The organism is Corynebacterium tuberculostearicum (assembly GCF_013408445.1).
Lineage (GTDB): Bacteria > Actinomycetota > Actinomycetes > Mycobacteriales > Mycobacteriaceae > Corynebacterium > Corynebacterium tuberculostearicum.
Window position 1 is genome coordinate 330,725 of the sequence record NZ_JACBZL010000001.1, and the last position, 17,473, is coordinate 348,197.

18 protein-coding genes are annotated in these 17,473 nt (G+C 58.8%); 13 read left to right on the top strand and 5 right to left on the bottom strand.

The window, feature by feature from the left end:
• Positions 1–9: 9 nt before the first annotated feature.
• From nucS to BJ985_RS01605, 5 genes are read left to right on the top strand one after another with little or no spacing between them, the layout of a single operon-like run.
• Positions 10–702, top strand: coding sequence for an endonuclease NucS (gene nucS / locus BJ985_RS01590; protein WP_179386385.1), 693 nt, complete (start codon positions 10–12; stop codon positions 700–702).
• Complete coding sequence (locus BJ985_RS11670) at positions 702–986, top strand: Rv1322 family protein (protein WP_234447200.1); 285 nt, start codon at positions 702–704, stop codon at positions 984–986. The genes nucS and BJ985_RS11670 overlap by 1 nt, the downstream gene beginning before the upstream one ends.
• A 10-nt stretch (positions 987–996) precedes the next feature.
• Entirely contained in the window at positions 997–1,305 is a 309-nt protein-coding gene (locus BJ985_RS01595) for a thiamine-binding protein (RefSeq protein ID WP_005323373.1), read from the top strand.
• A complete protein-coding gene (locus BJ985_RS01600; protein ID WP_179386386.1) occupies positions 1,306–2,232 on the top strand; it encodes a tetratricopeptide repeat protein in 927 nt (308 codons plus the stop codon).
• A 19-nt stretch (positions 2,233–2,251) separates the two neighbouring features.
• The gene (locus BJ985_RS01605; RefSeq protein WP_179386387.1) at positions 2,252–2,644 is read left to right on the top strand and encodes an arsenate reductase/protein-tyrosine-phosphatase family protein; all 393 of its coding nucleotides are present in this window, start codon (positions 2,252–2,254) and stop codon (positions 2,642–2,644) included.
• 5 nt (positions 2,645–2,649) lie between these two features.
• On the opposite strand, the gene glgB is transcribed toward BJ985_RS01605, so the two are convergent.
• A complete protein-coding gene (gene glgB, locus BJ985_RS01610) occupies positions 2,650–4,767 on the bottom strand; it encodes a 1,4-alpha-glucan branching protein GlgB (RefSeq protein WP_179386388.1) in 2,118 nt (705 codons plus the stop codon).
• 44 nt (positions 4,768–4,811) lie between these two features.
• Positions 4,812–6,821, bottom strand: coding sequence for a maltotransferase domain-containing protein (locus BJ985_RS01615; protein ID WP_179386389.1), 2,010 nt, complete (start codon positions 6,819–6,821; stop codon positions 4,812–4,814).
• A gap of 58 nt (positions 6,822–6,879) precedes the next feature.
• Here BJ985_RS01615 and BJ985_RS01620 point away from each other — a divergent pair, with 58 nt between their 5' ends.
• From BJ985_RS01620 to BJ985_RS01645, 6 genes are read left to right on the top strand one after another with little or no spacing between them, the layout of a single operon-like run.
• On the top strand, positions 6,880–7,701 hold the full coding sequence (locus BJ985_RS01620) for an ABC transporter ATP-binding protein (RefSeq protein WP_005327654.1): 822 nt from the start codon (positions 6,880–6,882) through the stop codon (positions 7,699–7,701).
• Entirely contained in the window at positions 7,698–8,525 is an 828-nt protein-coding gene (locus BJ985_RS01625) for an NUDIX hydrolase (protein WP_179386390.1), read from the top strand. Before BJ985_RS01620 ends, BJ985_RS01625 begins: the two co-directional genes overlap by 4 nt.
• Entirely contained in the window at positions 8,522–9,655 is a 1,134-nt protein-coding gene (locus BJ985_RS01630) for a THUMP-like domain-containing protein (protein WP_179386391.1), read from the top strand. Before BJ985_RS01625 ends, BJ985_RS01630 begins: the two co-directional genes overlap by 4 nt.
• A gap of 24 nt (positions 9,656–9,679) precedes the next feature.
• Positions 9,680–10,462: an electron transfer flavoprotein subunit beta/FixA family protein gene (locus tag BJ985_RS01635; protein ID WP_179386392.1), complete on the top strand. Its 783-nt coding sequence runs from the start codon at positions 9,680–9,682 to the stop codon at positions 10,460–10,462.
• Between the two features lie 8 nt (positions 10,463–10,470).
• On the top strand, positions 10,471–11,412 hold the full coding sequence (locus BJ985_RS01640) for an electron transfer flavoprotein subunit alpha/FixB family protein (RefSeq protein WP_179386393.1): 942 nt from the start codon (positions 10,471–10,473) through the stop codon (positions 11,410–11,412).
• Positions 11,412–12,527 (top strand): cysteine desulfurase family protein, encoded by a 1,116-nt coding sequence (locus tag BJ985_RS01645; protein WP_179386394.1) that lies wholly within the window; start codon positions 11,412–11,414, stop codon positions 12,525–12,527. The genes BJ985_RS01640 and BJ985_RS01645 overlap by 1 nt, the downstream gene beginning before the upstream one ends.
• Here the strand turns inward: BJ985_RS01645 and BJ985_RS01650 are convergent.
• Positions 12,524–13,693, bottom strand: coding sequence for an HNH endonuclease signature motif containing protein (locus tag BJ985_RS01650; protein ID WP_179386395.1), 1,170 nt, complete (start codon positions 13,691–13,693; stop codon positions 12,524–12,526). The genes BJ985_RS01645 and BJ985_RS01650 overlap by 4 nt on opposite strands.
• 208 nt (positions 13,694–13,901) lie before the next feature.
• Between BJ985_RS01650 and BJ985_RS01655 the strand changes: the two genes are divergently transcribed.
• Positions 13,902–15,062 (top strand): glycoside hydrolase family 25 protein, encoded by a 1,161-nt coding sequence (locus BJ985_RS01655; protein ID WP_179386396.1) that lies wholly within the window; start codon positions 13,902–13,904, stop codon positions 15,060–15,062.
• Here the strand turns inward: BJ985_RS01655 and BJ985_RS01660 are convergent.
• Positions 15,043–15,879, bottom strand: a complete 837-nt coding sequence (locus BJ985_RS01660; protein ID WP_179386397.1) for a spermidine synthase — start codon at positions 15,877–15,879, stop codon at positions 15,043–15,045. The two genes, BJ985_RS01655 and BJ985_RS01660, sit on opposite strands and share 20 nt — an antisense overlap.
• Before the next feature lie 94 nt (positions 15,880–15,973).
• Here BJ985_RS01660 and mnmA point away from each other — a divergent pair, with 94 nt between their 5' ends.
• Positions 15,974–17,059, top strand: coding sequence for a tRNA 2-thiouridine(34) synthase MnmA (gene mnmA / locus BJ985_RS01665; RefSeq protein WP_179386398.1), 1,086 nt, complete (start codon positions 15,974–15,976; stop codon positions 17,057–17,059).
• Here the strand turns inward: mnmA and BJ985_RS01670 are convergent.
• Positions 17,052–17,420, bottom strand: coding sequence for a PH domain-containing protein (locus BJ985_RS01670; protein WP_179386399.1), 369 nt, complete (start codon positions 17,418–17,420; stop codon positions 17,052–17,054). The genes mnmA and BJ985_RS01670 overlap by 8 nt on opposite strands.
• Positions 17,421–17,473 lie beyond the last annotated feature (53 nt).

The following is a 17,473-nucleotide window of genomic DNA, read 5'->3' on the forward strand; positions in this document are numbered from 1 at the left end:
GTAGAAAACATGCGTTTAGTAATCGCCCGATGCTCAGTAGATTACGTGGGCCGCTTAGATGCCCACCTGCCGATGGCAGACCGCCTGCTCATCGTCAAAGCGGACGGTTCCGTGTCCGTGCATGCCGACGACCGCGCTTATAAGCCGCTCAATTGGATGACACCTCCTTGCACCTTGAAGGAGTCCGCGATTGAGGACCTCGACGGTGAGGACACAGGCGAGGTCTTGTGGTTGGTGGAAAACCCCAAGGGCGAGCAGTTGCGCATCACCATTGCCGAGATTCACGAAGAAATCTCCTATGACATGGGCGAGGACCCCGGCCTAGTCAAAGATGGCGTCGAGGCTCACCTACAAGAGCTCTTGGCAGACCAGATCGATACCTTGGGCGAGCGCTACACCCTGGTGCGCCGCGAATATCCCACCGCCATCGGCCCCGTGGACATTATGGCGAAGGATGAGAACAATAATAACGTCGCCATCGAGGTAAAGCGCCGCGGTGGCATTGATGGCGTAGAGCAGCTGACACGGTACCTGGAGCTGCTTAACCGCGATGAGCTTCTCGCCCCTGTGTCCGGTGTATTCGCCGCCCAGGAAATCAAGCCGCAGGCACGTACCTTGGCTGAGGACCGCGGCATTCGTTGCGTTGTACTGGACTACCAGGAGCTGCGTGGGCTCGAGTCGAATGAATTGCGGCTGTTCTAATGCCGCGGCGAAATAGGCGCAAACCCGTAGAGATCCGATCCCTGCCTAAGGACGGCTCAACCTTCCTAGGCTCGCAAACGGTCGAGGGACCAAGTTGGACTCATGGCGAGCCCTATGTCATGCGGCATATCGGCTCTGCTCGTGCCCAGAAGTATTACGTCTGCCCGGGGTGTAACCAGAACATCCCACCCGGGGTGGCACACATCGTTGCCTGGCCGCGGGACGTGGGCCGCCAGGGCGACGATCGCCGGCACTGGCACCGCCACTGCTGGGAGCGTAGGTAGACTAGCGGGCATGATTGTTGCATTTTCTGTAGCCCCTGCGGTGGTCAATAATGACTCCCAAGAAATGGCCGATGCTGTGTCCGAGGCCGTGCGCGTGGTCCGCGAATCCGGCCTGCCCAACGAGACCAATGCCATGTTCACCTTGCTCGAAGGCGAATGGGACGAGGTCTTTGACACGATTAAGAAGGCCACCGATGCAGTGCGTGCGGTTTCCCCGCGCACCTCTTTGGTGGTTAAGGCCGATATTCGCGAAGGCGTAACTAACCAGCTAACGGACAAGGTAGATGCGGTTAACCGCCGCCTTGCAAAGGAGGACTAGATGACTTCACCAAATGATGCTTATGTAGGAGGAGCGCTCGACCTCAGCCAAGTCAAGGCGCGAGCCGAGGCTCGGCAGAAGGCGCAGGAATCGCCGCAGCCAGGTGCCGGCGGCGTCCAGCCCTTCTTCGCGGTAACCGAGGCCAACTTCGACCAAGATGTGGTTCGCCGGTCTACGGAAGTTCCGGTCGTGGTCCTCATCGGTACTGCTCGCTCTACCCAGTCAGAGCAGTTGAAGACTGACCTTGCGGATTTGGCCGCGCAAGGAAACTTGAGCTTCTTGGTTGCTTACGTGGATGCGGATGCTACTCCCCAGGTTGCGCAGGCCTTTGGCGTTAAGAACCTGCCTACAGTCGTGGCATTGGGTGCTGGACAGCCGCTGACCAATTTTGAGGGGGCGCAACCTAAAGAAGCCCTACAGCAATGGGTAGATACCCTAGTGCAGAATGTCGGCCCACAGCTGAAGGGCCTGCAAGGCAATGAGGCATCGGAGCAGCCACAGGAGGAAGAAGAGGATCCGCGGCTCCAGGAAGCAGAAAGCTTCTTGAACGCCGGCGACTTTGATGGGGCGCTCAACGTCTACAACTCCATCTTGGAATCCGAGCCCGATAATGTGCAGATCAAACAGGCGCGCGACACCACAGTCTTGCTCCAGCGCCTCGATCCTGCCAACCAGACCGAGGACCCGATTGCGGCCGCGGAAGGGGATAAAGGGGACGTCGATAAGCAAATGCGAGCTGCCGACGCCGAAGTGGTTGCCGGCGCCCCAGAAAAGGCCTTTGATCGCCTCATCGAGACGATGAAGACAACGGCAGGCGATGAGAAAGCACGCGTTCGCGAGCGCTTGCTGGAGCTCTTCGGGCTCTTTGAGGGCAATGACCCGCGCGTGATGGAAGCTCGCACCAAGCTGGCGAGTGCCCTGTACTAGCTTGGGTAGGATGGGAAGCATGACTTCAGTGCTTTTCCTGTGTAATACAAATCGCGGCAAGTCGCAGATGGCTGCGGCACTAGCCGCCAAGCATGCGCCTGACTGGGATATTTACTCGGCTGGGGTGCAAACTACCCCGGAGCACACCCAGCAGGGCATCAATCAAGAAGCTAAAGCTTCCCTCGCGAAGGTGGGCGCAGAAATGACTGGTACCCCTGCTCTAGTGGATCCTCACCTGGCTGCCGCTGTCGACCACGTCATTGTAGTAGGTGATGCGAAATATGAGGGGCCAGCGCAGCGGTGGGACATCGAGGATCCTTCACTGCGTGGTTTGGAGGGCGAAGAGCGCATGGATGCGCTTCGCGATGACATCGAAGCGCGCGTGGTGGAGTTCCTACGCGCGCAGCGATAGGCGTTTTATTTCTCCAGTACGTACCACTGCACCGAGTTAGCCGGTAGGTGAAGCGTGGCGGAGTTCTCCGCCACGTGAATGTGCTGGGGAAGTGGGTTCCCAGCGCCTTCGTAGACGGCGTCATCGGTGTTGAGTACCATCTGCCATTCGCCGTCCTGTGGAACCCAGAGGCCATAGTTGGGGATGGAAGAGCCAGAAAGGTTGCACACGGCGAGTAGCGCGGAGCCGTCCGCACCGTAGCGGACGTAACCCAGCACGTTATTCGTCGAGTCATCGGCCTTGACCCATTGGAAGCCGTCTTGGCTGAAATCCTGGCTCCACAAAGCTGGGGTGTCGCGGTAGATGAGGTTGATATCGCGCACGAGGCGCTTAATGCCCTGGTGCCATTCGCTACCCCAACCGTCGAGGTTGCTCCAGTCCACGGAATGCTCCTCGGACCACTCGGTGGTTTGGCCAAATTCTTGGCCCATGAAGAGCAGATTCTTGCCGGGGTGGGAGAACATGTAGCCATATAGAGCGCGGAGGCCGGCGGCCTTATTCCAGTCGTCGCCAGGCATGCGCTCCCACAGCGAGCCTTTACCGTGCACAACTTCGTCGTGGCTAAACGGCAACACGTAGCGCTCGGAGTAAGCATAGACCATGGAGAAGGTGAGCTCGCCGTGGTGATAGGAACGGTGAATGGGCTCGTGCTTGAAGTACTCCAGGGTGTCATTCATCCAGCCCATGTTCCACTTCAGGGAAAAGCCCAACCCGTTTTCGGAAGTAGGAGCGGTAACTCCCGGCCAGGAAGTGGATTCCTCGGCAATGGTAAGTACGCCAGGATGGGTGCGGTTGAGGGTGGCGTTGGTTTCCTGCAGGAATTGCACGGCCTCGAGGTTCTCGCGGCCGCCATATTGGTTGGGTAGCCACTCATCGCGGGAATAGTCCAGGTAGAGCATGGAGGCGACGGCGTCTACGCGCAGGCCGTCGATATGGAACTCTTCGGCCCAGTATAGGGCGTTGGCTACGAGGAAATTGCGGACCTCATTGCGGCCGAAGTCAAAGACATAGGTGCCCCAATCGGACTGCTCGCCGCGGCGGGGATCGGGGTGCTCGTAGAGAGCCTGACCGTCAAAGCGACCAAGAGCCCAATCATCCTTGGGGAAGTGTGCTGGCACCCAGTCCACGATGACGCCGATGCCATTCTCGTGCAGGGCATTGACCAGCTCTCGGAATTCATCCGGCGAGCCCCAACGCGCAGACGGGGAGTAGTAGCCAGAGACTTGGTATCCCCAAGACCCGCCGAAGGGGTGCTCGGCTACGGGCAAGAGCTCGACGTGGGTGAAGCCGTGCTCCTTGAGATAAGGGATGAGCTCCTCGCGAAGGCGGTTGTAGTTGGCGCCAACCTTCCACGAGCCGACGTGCACCTCATAGATGCTCATGGGGACATCGAGGTTTCCGGTGCGCTTGTCCATCCAAGCAGAATCGGACCAGGCGAATCTGGTGGAATCCACGATCGAGTCCGTCTCCGGCGGGCACGCGGTGCGCTTGGCTAGGGGATCGGCCTTGTCTTTGCGGCCCTCGTGGCTAAAGATGGCGAACTTATAGTGCTCGCCAGCACCGATACCGGGAACAAAGACCTCCCACACACCAGTAGAACCGAGTGAACGCATCGGATACTGGGTGGGGTTCCAGCCACAGAAATCGCCCACGACGGCAACTCCCCGGGCATTGGGTGCCCATACGGCAAAGGAGACGCCGGAAACGGTACCCATCTCGGTGTCATAGGAACGCAGGTTGGCGCCGAGGACATCCCAGAGGCGCTCGTGGCGGCCTTCGCCAATCAGGTGCAGATCCAGCGAGCCCACCGTGGGAAGGAAGTGGTATCCATCGGCCACGGTGCGGGTAGGGGCCTTGGGGTAGCTGATCTCTAGGCGGTAATCGCAGTTATCGCCAATTTCCGCCTCCCAGATGTCATCGCCGACCAAATCCATGGACACGGATTGCGTGGGAGTGTGCAGCTGCACCTCGGTAGCGCCTGGTTGGCGGGTGCGGACGGTACCTTCGTGCCAACCGTAGAAACCGTGCGGGTCATGGTGGCGGCAGTCATTGAGGCGAGCGAGATCAGCGGCCGGGATAGTCATACAATCAGAGTACCTAGTTCGAGTGCGGTCCGGTGGGCGAATGTTTACGGGCGATAGTCGCTAACTACGCGCCAGGTGAGCTGTTCCTGGAGGGCGTGGTCGGCAGGGGGAAGGACGAAGACATGGGCGACGTCGCGAAGCGGCTCTAGGCGCACAAAGTTGCGCTCGGACCAGTGGTAAGCAGAGCCGGTAATCGTGTCCTGGACGGTATAGGACTCGCCGGAGTGGCGGCCGATAGCCTGCATGTCTACCGTGACGGTGGCTTCCTGTGCATTGCGTGGATCCAGGTTGACCACAACGAGGACTACGTTGCCGGAGGCTGGATCCGCCTTGGAATAGGCAATGATGGCTTCGTTATCGGTGTCATGGAACCGCAGGGTGCGCAATTGCTGCAAAGCGGGATTATCGCGGCGGATCTGGTTAAGCAGCCGGATATAGGACTCAAGGGAATCTCCCGACGCAGCCGCCGCCGCAAAATCGCGCGGGCGCAGTTCGTACTTCTCAGAGTCGAGGTATTCCTCAGAACCTGGGGCTACCGGGGTGTGCTCGTAGAGTTCAAAGCCAGAGTACACGCCCCATAGAGGCGACATGGTGGCGGCTAGGACAGCGCGAATGGCGAACATGGCGCGCCCGCCGGTCTGCAGGGACTCGTGCAGGATATCCGGGGTATTAACAAAGAGGTTGGGGCGGCAGATATCTGCTTGGTCGACGTGCATCTGGCCAAATTGGGTGAGCTCGTGCTTGGAGGTTTGCCAGGTGAAATAGGTATAGGACTGGGAAAAACCCGCCTTCGCTAGACCGAAGAGGCGAGGGGCGCGGGTAAAGGCCTCTGCCAAGAAGATGACGTCCGGATGGGTGGCATGTACGCGGGTAATTAGCCAATCCCAAAAGTTTGCCGGCTTGGTGTGCGGGTTATCCACGCGGAATGTACTTACACCGGCTTCCACCCAAATCATTAAGGTCTCATAGATCTCGTGGTAGATGGCATCAGGAGCGTTATCGAAGTTAAGTGGATAAATATCCTGATATTTCTTCGGCGGGTTCTCGGCGTAGGCGATGGTGCCATCTGGAAGAACGGTGAAAAATTCTGGGTGGCTCTTCGCCCACGGATGGTCGGGCGATGCTTGAAGAGCAAAATCGAGTGCTACTTCCAGCCCGAGTTCCTGGGCGCGGGAGACCAGTTTCTTAAAATCCTCCATGGTGCCCAGGTCCGGATGGGTGGTGGAGTGGTCCTGGATGGCCCAGGGGCTTCCCACATCGCCGGGCTCGGCAACGACGGAGTTATTCTTTCCCTTTCGGTGCACCTTGCCGATGGGATGGATGGGCGGAAAGTACACCGTATCGAAGCCCATATCGGCCACCCGCTCCAGTGCCTTGGCAGTGGTAGCAAAAGTGCCGTGGACTGGATTTCCCTCTTCATCCCAGCCTCCCGTGGAGCGAGGAAAGAGCTCGTACCACGAGTTATATAGTGCGGCCGGGCGCTCCACATATACCTCGTGGATTGCGCCCTCCACCAGCAGGTCGCGCAGGGGATGCGAGTGCAGGATGCCTGCTACCTCCTCCGAGAGCGCTACCTGCACGCGCTTATCGACGTCCAAGGACTCATCCTCCAAGTCCCGAGCGGCCGAAAAGAGCGGTTCCACCACATCCGACGGGGTTTGCAGCGCCGCGCGAGAAAACAACTCTGCGCCATGCTGCAGGTCATTGGCCAGCTCAGCAGCGGATTGCCCGGCCGCCATCTTCTTGGTTACCGCGTTCTTCCAGGTGGCGATGGGATCGGACCAGGCGTCGACGCGGAAGTACCAGGTTCCTTGGGTGCCCGGGGTAAATACGCCGTGCACGCGATCCTGATCATCGGGATCAACCTGCATGGTGACCGAGGAGGTAGCCGTGGTCCGTGCCGCCCACGCAGACAGGGTTGCCGAGACCGCATCGTGGCCCTCGCGCCAGACGAGGGCGGTGACAGGAATTACCTCGCCTACAACTGCTTTGGAGGCTACAGAACCGGCGGAGATAAGTGGGCGGACATCGTCAATACCAAGGCGAGTAGTCATGCCCATAAGACTAATGCAGCTGTGTCAATTTCACCGGGCAAAGAACAAATCAGACACAATGGAAGGCGTGAACGACGTAACTCCCACTGATCAAGATTGGCTCGTAGATTTTCGCGGCGTCGAGCTGCGCCGCGGCGGCAAGACCCTCGTCGGGCCCGTGGACTGGCAAGTAGAGCTCGATGAGCGCTGGGTCATTATTGGCCCCAATGGCGCGGGCAAGACCTCGCTGGTGCGCATGGCTGCGGCCGAAGAGTTCCCCTCGAAAGGCACCGCCTTTTTGATGGGGGAGCAAATCGGCAAAACCGACATGCGCGATCTGCGCGCGCTTATTGGCATCTCCTCCGCGGCGGTGCAATCGCGGATTCCGGACACTGAGCGCGTGGACGATCTAGTTGTCTCCGCTGGCTACGCAGTGCTAGGCCGCTGGCGCGAAGAATACCAGGACATGGATTTCTCCCGCGCGGATGACATCTTGGCCCAAGTTGGCGCCACCCACCTCAAAGAGCGCACCTGGGGGACCCTGTCTGAGGGAGAAAAGAAGCGCGTCGTCCTCGCTCGCGCACTCATGTCTAACCCGGAGTTGCTCATTCTCGATGAGCCGTCCGCCGGAATGGACCTGGGAGGCCGCGAAGACCTGGTGGGATACCTTGGCAATCTAGCTATGGATCCCGATGCCCCAGCGATTGTCATGATCACCCACCACGTGGAGGAGATCCCCTATGGCTTCACCCACGCCATGCTGTTGGATGAGGGTAAAGTTGTGGCAAAAGGACTGATTAATTCCGTCCTCACCTCCGAAAACCTGACTCGCGCCTTCCACCAGCCCATTCAGGTGGACCGCATTGGACAGCGATACTTCGCCCGCCGAGCTTCTCTATGACCAATCCTTTTCATGACCGTCTCGATGCCATTGACGCCAGCGATACCACCGGCTTCCACGGTGGGCGCCTGGCGGCAACCGTCCTGCTCCTGCGGGACGGCGCTGACGGTCTTGAAGTGTGGGTACAAGAGCGCGTCCACACCATGCACAACTACCCGGGGCATTCAGTCTTTCCGGGTGGCGGTGTAGACCCGCGCGACTTTCCACCGCGTTCCTGGGACTCGGGCGAGCTATGGGCCGGAAAGTCTGTCATCTCCTTGGCGCGCCGGATGGGCGTGACCAAGTACAAAGCCCACGCCCTTGTTTTCGCCGCTGCCCGCGAGCTCTTCGAGGAGGCCGGCACCCTTCTCGCCATCCGCGAGGACGGCATCGTCTCCAATGCGCGGCGCTATCACAAGGAGCGAAAGCTCCTCGAAAACCACACCATTTCCTTTACCGAATTCCTCAGCAATAACGGAATGCGCGTCGACGCCGATATGCTCCTTCCTTGGGCGCGTTGGGTAGGAAAGGGGAAAAGCCATTGGTTCGACACCTTCTTCTTCGTTGGGGTGTTGCCCTCCGGCCAAGAACCCGATGGGGATACCGATGAAGCAGACGATGCCGGATGGTTCTCCCCGCAGCTCATCCTGGACGGCTGGCGCGCCGGGCTGGTGCGCCTTGTCATCCCCACGTGGGCACAGATGCAAAGGCTGAGCAAGTATTCCTCCGTACAAGAGGTCATAGAAGACGCGTCCTTTTCGGACCTGCGCCCCGTCATTGGGGATCCACGCGAAGATCCCCGTTACCGCGAATTCTTTTCCACCACCCCTTTAGACCGAATATGAGTTTTACCCCCGCAGAAGTCGACTTCCTTGCCGCACATCAAGAGGAAATAGCACACCTCGACCTCACCTTGACCAAGGCTTCTCGGCTCAAAGACACCGAAATCCTCAAAGCTAAGTTCGGTGAGTATGGCCGCGCGGTCATGGAGCTGGTAACCGCCCGCAGTTCTGGAAAGCTCCCGCACGATTGGCTTATGGACGCAGACTCTGCCCAGCAAGCAACCCCCATCGAAGTGGCGGCGTATCGGACGAAATTCCTCGCCGCGCAGGGGGTGCGCAGCGTCCACGACGTCACCTGTTCCATCGGCACCGAAGGCTATAATTCTCCGCTCGACTACATCGGCTCAGACCTGGATGAATCACGGGTAAGAATGGCGCGGCATAACCTCTCTTCCGCCAAGATTTTCCGCGCGGATGCGCTGACGACTACTACCACCGCCGATGTTCTCCTTGCAGACCCGGCCCGCCGCGCCGGTGGCAGGCGAATCACGCGGCCGGAGGATTTGGTGCCACCGCTCCCGGAGGTCGTCGATAAGCATCGCGACAAGGAACTGGCCATCAAGTGCGCTCCTGGCCTTGATTTTAGCGAGTGGGACGGCCTCGTCACCGTCGCGAGCGTCGATGGCGGGGTAAAAGAAGCCTGCCTTTATACCCCAGGCCTTGGCAGCGGCCGAAGAGCGGTAATGATTCGAGGAAACAAGCTGGATGTCCTCGACGACCACGCCGACAACCTACCCGATGCTGGAGACATTGGTAGTTACCTCATCGACCCGGATGGGGCCATCGTACGAGCGGGATTGGTCCAGCACTACGCGGCCAGAGAAAGGCTGCATCAAATCGATCCGCGCATCGCATACCTGACAGGAGAGAGGATTCCGGAGGGGACTTCGGGATTTCCATTCATAGAAAAAGTACCCCTAAAGAGATTAAAATCCGTACTTAAATCCTATGACGCAGGAAGCTTAGAAATCCTTGTACGCGGGGTAGAAGTGGACCCTGACCAGCTGCGGAAGAAGATGAAGCTGAAGGGCAAGAAACCATTTGCGGTCATCATTACGCGAATTGGCTCACAGGGAATCGCCTTGCTGTGTCAACCCCGAGTATCATCGTCCGAGGATAATTACGCAACATAAATATATCGGAAAGGTGAGTGCCCAATGCCAACTATCGTGGCTCTGGTCAAACACGTGCCGGATACGTGGTCTACCAAGTCTTTGAACGATGACCACACCCTGGATCGCACCTCCGTGGATAACGTCATTGATGAGGTTAATGAGTACTCCGTGGAACAAGCCCTGCGACTGCGCGACGATAACCCCGATGCGGGCTACAAAGTCGTAGCACTGACGATGGGGCCGGCCCAAGCCGACGAGGCATTGCGCAAGGCTTTGGCCATGGGCGCCGACGATGCCGTGCTCGTCTCCGATGATTCCCTGGCCGGAGCGGACGCGCTATCGACCGCGTGGACCCTCAATGCCGCGCTCAATAAGCTTGACGACGTCCAGCTGATCACCGCCGGCACCGAAGCTTCCGACGCCTCCACCGGCCTGCTTGCCGGTCTGCTCGCCGAATACCGCCAGCTGCCGGCCCTTACCGGCCTGCACAAGGTAGAGCTAGCTGACGGCACCCTGCAGGGCACCCGCGAGGATGCGCGCGGCACCTGGGAACTTGAGGCGCCACTGCCAGCGATCGTTACGGTGAACGATAAGAGCGACAAGCCACGATTCCCCAACTTCAAGGGCCTTATGGCAGCTAAGAAGGCGGAAATCACCACCTTCACCCTGGCTGAATTGGGCATCGAGGCTATTGCGCCGACGACCTCCGTGGTGGCCGCTGAGAAGCGCCCGCCGCGCACCGCCGGCGAAGTTATTTCGGAGCCCAACCCGCAGGACGCAGCGAAGAAGATCGCTGACTTCCTGTCCGCAAAGAACTTGATTTAGGAGTAGATATGTCGCACGTTTACGTACTAGTTGAGCACGACGCGGACAACCTCCTTCCCGTTACCGGCGAGCTGATTACGGCCGCGCAGGAATTGGGTACGGTGTCCGCAGTGGTCGTCGGCAAGCAGGCGGATAAGTTCGACGCCGACCTTGCCGCCCTCGGCGCCGCACAGGTAGTTCAGGCAACGGCCGAGGATTATGACCAGCGGTTCCTCACCCCGGAGGTCGATGCCCTGCATGCGCTTGGCGCTGCGAACCCAGCGCCCATCGTGCTGGCCGCAACTCCGGCCAATAACGAGATTGCCGGCCGCCTCTCGGCTCGCCTCGCCTCTGGCGCGCTGGTCAATGTCAATGGCATCGCCGCCGATGGCTCCGCCAAGATGAGCATTTTCGGTGGTTCCTATGAGTCCACCTCTACCGCCGCTGGCCAGTGCCCGATTTACACCCTCCGCCCAGGCGCGGTTGAGGCTGCACCACAGCAGGTGGAGGCGCAGCCGGCGCCGATGCCGTTGCCGGCCGCCACGGGCAAAGACGTCAAGGTAACTTCCTTTACTCCGGCACAGAAGTCCGCACGACCGGAAATTACCGAGGCTAAGGCAGTCGTCGCCGGCGGCCGTGGCGTGGGCGACGAGTTCGGCGCCGTTGTCGAGCCGCTTGCCGACGCCCTCGGGGCCGCAGTCGGCGCCACCCGCGACGCCGTCGATGAAGGCTTTTATGACGCCGCCTATCAGATCGGCCAGACCGGTGTTACCGTCTCACCTGACCTCTACATCGGCTTGGGTATCTCTGGCGCTATCCAGCACACCTCTGGCATGCAGACTTCCGGCACCATTGTGGTGGTCAACCAAGACCAGGATGAGCCGTTCTTCCAGATCGCTGATCTCGGCGTCGTGGGTGACCTGCATGAAATCGCACCAGCCCTGACCGAGGAACTGAAGGCGCGCCAGTAATGCCGTACTACTTTGACTATGCCGCTACCCAGCCGATGCGCCAGAGCGCGATTGACGCGTGGGTGGCGGCGGCCGGCTCCCTCAACTCCGGCGCGCAGTATGGTTCCGGCCGCAAGGCTCGGTCCGTACTGGATGATGCCCGCGAAAAGGTCGCTTCCCTCCTCGGCTGCGAGCCCATCGAAGTCATCTTTACCTCTTCTGGCACTGAGGCGGACAATATCGCCATTCAGGGTCTCTACGCGGCTGGGCAAACAAACCGCATTATTTCTACCGATATTGAGCACCCGGCCGTGCGCGATACCGTCTCTAAGCTGGAGAAAACCGGAGCAACTGTCGATATCCTTCCCGTCGACCGTTCCGGGCACATTGCAGATCTGTCGGCCCTAGACACGCTTGCCGACGTCGCTACCTGCATGTGGGCCAACAACGAGACCGGCGCCATTCAGCCCATCGAAGAGATAGCCACACGTGCGAATGCGACAGGCACACCCGTGCACGTGGATGCGGTGCAGGCCGTGGGCAAAGTTCCCATCAATTTTTCCGATCTAGGGATCACCAGCCTCGCCGCCAGCGCCCACAAGTTCGGTGGCCCTCGCGGCATCGGTCTGCTTTTGGCCAAGCGCAGTCCTGCGCCCCAGCCGATTGCCTACGGCGGTGGCCAAGAACGGGGCATCCGCCCTGGCACCGTGGACGTGGCGGGCGCTTCCGGTCTAGCTGCGGCGTTGGAGGAATCCGTCTCCGAAATCGCCTCCCAGGGTGAGCGAATTGCTGCTCTCCGCAATAAGCTGCGCGACGGAATTCTCGCCACCATCGACGACGTAGTGGTCAACTCTGCCGAGCCGTGCTTGCCTTCCCACCTGCACGTCTCATTTCCCGGTGCTGATGGCGATAGCCTCATCATGCTGCTGGATTCCTTGCAGATCGAGGCCTCTACCGGCAGTGCTTGCAGCGCTGGCGTAAACCGCATGTCTCATGTCCTCGAGGCAATGGGCGTAAGTGAGGCGGAAGGAATCGGTTCCCTGCGTTTTACTCTCGGCAGGCTTACTTCGGAAGAGGATGTTGACTACGTCTTGGCTCATCTTCCGGAGGTTATTTCCCGAGCCCGTTCCGTCTAGCTATCATTCCTTTCTTTCGCCGCAGCTCGCCGGGCGGCGATAGCTTGGCCTACCGTTAGCGCCCAGTTCTTGTTCCTGGGCGCTAGCGGTCCTTGGGGCTCATCGTATTCCCAGCGGCCATCGTCAAAGAGCCATACTATGTCTCCAGTATGTGGATCCATGATGTAGAAGGCGCCACCATCAGTCTTGATGTTGTGATGGTGCTGGCACAGTGAGGCCAAGTTGCTTCCCGCCGTTTTTCCTCCCTGTGCATGGTCAATTCGGTGGTCCTTTTGGCAGTTCTCTGCCGGGCGATTACAACCTGGCCAGCGGCACACGCCATCGCGGCCTTCCACGTAGGCGCCAATGAGCGGGGGAGTAACGTAGCTTTCGCTTTCCATCCTTTTTGCAAGGTCCATATCCCGCGTCTGGGTGGGACGCAGACTGTCAGCGGTCTCAGGGCTTACCCATCCGAATCCCCGGATAAATGCGGGAGCAGCCTCCTGGTCGTGGGCTCGGTACATATGAAGAACCACTTTGGCCCGCGACTCAATTTCGCCCAGAATCAACTTGGCTAGGGCTTCAGCTTTCGTGAGGTTATGCTCTTCGGCTGCCTTACTAACGTGTTCATCGATGGCTAGCATGGTAACTTCATCGAATTCCACTGCTAGCCCGGCCTTCCCACCGAAACTGTGGTAGGTGAAATAGGAGTCGTTCCCTGCATCAGGCTCTCTATCTTCATTGGGGTGTGGGTCCTCTACAGCGATGAGGCCATTTAGTTTTCGCCGCAAATTCGTATTCGAAGGCAGTACCTGGCCGGGCTTGGTAGGGGTCAGGTAACGCGCAAGCTCTTGATCTATCCGCTCGAGAATTTCGGTCGGGATGTCGCCCAGCTTGCTAAGCACGGCGTCGATAGTAATAAGACGAGAGAAATCCAGGAAGTAATAGGTTTCCTGGAGCGCCTTTGTGAGTGGTAGCTCTGCGAGTCGATAAAGGGCCATGGTTATGTCCCGCGTGCGCCGCTCGCTTAAGCCCGTCCGAGCAGAAAGTGTGTGGCAGGAGATATCGAAATCGTCTTCTAGATCTGGCTTGACCTCTCTCCAGAATAGGTATTCTTGTTTCCTGATTTCTGTGGCTTTTACTGCTATCGGATCGTTGGTGTCATTGACTATGTAGTAGGCGTCCAAGATTAAATCCCCCGAATAGTAGAACTAGTGTGCGTAATTTCATGGTGTTTATTTTAAGTCGTGCCCTGCCGCTCCGCAAGGGTTATGGGCAAATATGTGTTCTAAAGGGATGTATTCCAAGAGGGGCGAAATGGAAGTAAAGAAAATTATTTCAAGTGGTGCGTGTTAAAGATGTGACAGAAGTGAAGGCGTTGCTAAACTCACGCGCATGACTTCAAAGAAAGCACTCCGAAAGAGCATTACTGCGGTAGTCACCGTGGCTGCACTAGCTGTAAGTGGTACCGCCATTGCCCAGGCGGTGAGCTTTGGTGCACCTAAGGGCATTGACGTGGCGGCGCACCAGCATCCGGGCGGTACGCCCATCGATTGGTCTAAAGTGCGTTCCGACGGACAGTCCTTTGCATTTGTGAAGGCTACCGAAGGCGGGGATTGGGTAAACCCCCACTACGTACAGGATATTCAGGCGGCTAATGCTGCTGGACTCAAGACCGGTGCATACCACTACGCACGTCCGGCTGGCGACGCCAAGACTCAAGCAGCGAACTTTGCCGCGCAGATCGCCCTTGCCCCGAATCAGACATTGCCTCCTGCACTTGATATCGAGGTGACGGAAGGGAAGTCTGCGGCACAGCTGGAGCAGTGGATTGAAGAATTTACTAGCGAGCTCAAGCGTCTTACTGGACGCACGCCAATGATTTACACTTACAAGTACTTCTGGATGGGGCAGATGAATAACTCCCAGAAGTTCTCGGATATGCCACTGTGGCTCGCGGCCTATCAGGACCAGGCGCCTGAAGCGGTGGGCGGATGGAACGAGCTATCTTTCTGGCAGCGTTCTGGTTCTGGCAAGGTAGCAGGCATTTCTACCGATGTTGACATGAACCTGTTTAATGGTTCCAAGCAGCAGCTGCGGTCTTTTAGCGACGGCAATTACGTTGACGTCGGCGGCGCGCTAGAGCAGCTGGTTGTGAGCGATGGGCTTGACTTGAGCTCCGATAGTACGCCGCTCATCGGCGCTATTTTGGCCCTGGCGGCGGGGCTGATTGCGATTCCGCAGCTTGCCGACGCCGCCGAAAAGTCCGGCCTCGATCCCGAAGCAGCGGAGGGCTTGGCTGCCTTCGTAAAGACCCTGCAAGACAAGGATGCCCTTCCAGTGGAGGACCTGGGTGATATGGCCAAGGGCAACTTCTCCGTCAGTGACCTAGCTATCCTGCTGGACAATGCCGGTCACGTGAACAACGTTAAGTCAGGCAACGTCTCCGAGTCGGAGGTATCGGAAGCTAAGAATGCCGCCAAGAACGCCGGCGCTGACGTACCCGATTTTGATGCGGGTCAGGTGGCTACGCTGCTTAATCGCGTACTGCAGTAGCACCGGTGAAAAACGCGCGGGTCCAGGCCTCGTCTTTGTAATGGGCGGGCACGGCCCCGCCAAGGAGTGTCTTTGCCAGCTGGGCGGCTTCGACGGAGCCCTCGGCTGGCATTTCTGTATCTGAGGCTACCAGGATGATGTTCCCGTAGCGCCGCCCCTTGAGCATCGGTGGGTCCGCGATGACGGCGAGGTGGTCAAATACTCGATCGAGGCCCGCCAGCTCGCTCTTTGCCAGCTGTAGATCGGAATGGTCGCCGCAGTTGGCTACGTAGAGACCACCCGGCGCCAGCGACTGCTTTGCAGCTTGAAAGAATTCCACGGTGGTGAGGTTGGCTGGTGTCTTGTCGCCAGCAAAGACATCGCGGATGATGATGTCGCGGCTGGACGAAAGGAACCCCTCGGTTTCTGTGCGGGCCTCGCCGGCACGGATTTTGACGGTGGGGGAACGGGGGACGTCGAAAAGCGTACGCACCAACTCGCCCAACTTGGTGTCGAGTTCGACCACCGTGTGGCGGCTGCCTGGAAGCTTGCTGGCGAAGTAGCGCGGAAGGGAGCATCCCGCGCCGCCTAGATGGGTCACGCGAAGCTTATTCGCGGGCCGAGAATTGAGGTGCTCTACCGCTGCCGCAATCCAGCGCATATACTCAAACTCCAGCTCCTCCGGCTCACCGAGCACAATGTGGCTGCTCGGCACGCCATTAACGTTGAGAATATAGGCGCCGTCGCGAAACTCATCCGGCACAACCTCGGCTGTGCCGGTAGAAATATCGTAGGTGCCGGTAATTCCCGGATCAGTGGAAGCTCGCTTTCTGCCCATGTCACACAAGCTTAGGGAATGGATTCGATTTAAACCGCGTTGGGGCTAGGGAGTAGACTTTCGGGCCTGTAGTCAAGGTGAAATGGGGAGCACAATGCGAGTATTGGTTGCCATGTCCGGCGGCGTGGACTCATCGGTTGCCGCCGCGCGTGCAGTAGAAGCCGGCCACGAGGTGATTGGCGTTCACCTCGCCCTGCACAAAGACGCGCAGCAGACCAGGGAAAAAGCCCGCGGATGCTGCTCATTGGAGGATTCGGCCGATGCCCGCCGCATCTGCGATAAGCTGGGCATTCCCTTTTATGTCTGGGACTTTTCGGAAGAATTCAAAGAAGAGGTCATCACGGACTTCGTGGATTCCTACGCCCGCGGCGAGACGCCCAATCCCTGCCTGCGCTGCAACGAGAAGATAAAGTTCCGGGCGCTGCTGCAAAAGGGCATGGCGCTTGGCTTCGATGCGGTTGCGACGGGCCACTACGCCACTATCGACGAGGACGGCTATATGCGCCGCTCCTTGGATGAGAAGAAGGATCAGTCTTATGTGCTCGGCGTGATTTCGGCCGAGGAGTTGGAGCACTGCTTTTTCCCCATCGGCGATACCCCCAAGCCGCAGATCCGTGAAGAGGCTGCCGCGCACGGTTTTTCCACCGCGAAGAAGCCGGATTCCTATGACATCTGTTTCATTCCAGACGGAAATACGCAGGCCTTTTTGGGCGCACGCATTGGGCTGCGCCCCGGCATGATCGTGGACCAAGAGGGTACGGAGCTCAAGGAGCACGATGGCGCGTGGAACTACACCATCGGCCAGCGTAAGGGCTTGGACATTAAGGCGCCGGCTGCCGACGGTCGCCCTCGCTACGTCACCGATATTGATGCTGCTACCGGCACGGTTACCGTCGGTGCCCGCGAGGACCTGGCCGTGACCTCTATCCAGGCCGATCGCCTGAAGTACCTCCACCCAGGCATGGATGGGGATTTCGAATGCGAGGTTCAGGTGCGCGCACACGGCTCCGTGGTGCCCTGTACCGCCCACGTTGATCGCGAGGCGGACGAAATGCGCCTCGAACTCAAGGAGCCGCTATCTGGTGTTGCCCGCGGCCAAGCGGCGGTGCTGTACTTGCCTTCGCCGGACGAGCTGGGAGACATCGTCATCGGCTCCGGCACCATCTGCGGAACTAATTAAGCACGCAGTTGGCGATGAGCCGATCTAGCGCTCGGACATCGATATTGGGTCCAATATTGATTTTGAATTCGCCGGCCTTGGTCCACAGCTGCAGTTCGGCATTGAAGTCAAGGAGCTTTCCGGCGTTTTCCGTGGACCACATGGTGATGGAGGAATAGGGCAGGGAGTACATCTCCACCTTTTTGCCTGTAAGGCCTTGCGCGTCGCGGATGATGAGGCGCCTATTGGTAAATACGGCGGCATCACGGACGGTCTTGAAGGCGCAGACAGGATATTCCTGTTCGGCCAAGACGGTGGAAATGTCCTGAGGGATTTCGCACTCGTTGTAGAAGGTCCAGCCGGAGTATTTTTCCACGCCCATAGTAAGGTTCCTTTCCAAGTGATACTTCGCGTATCGAATAGATAGTTCTGAGA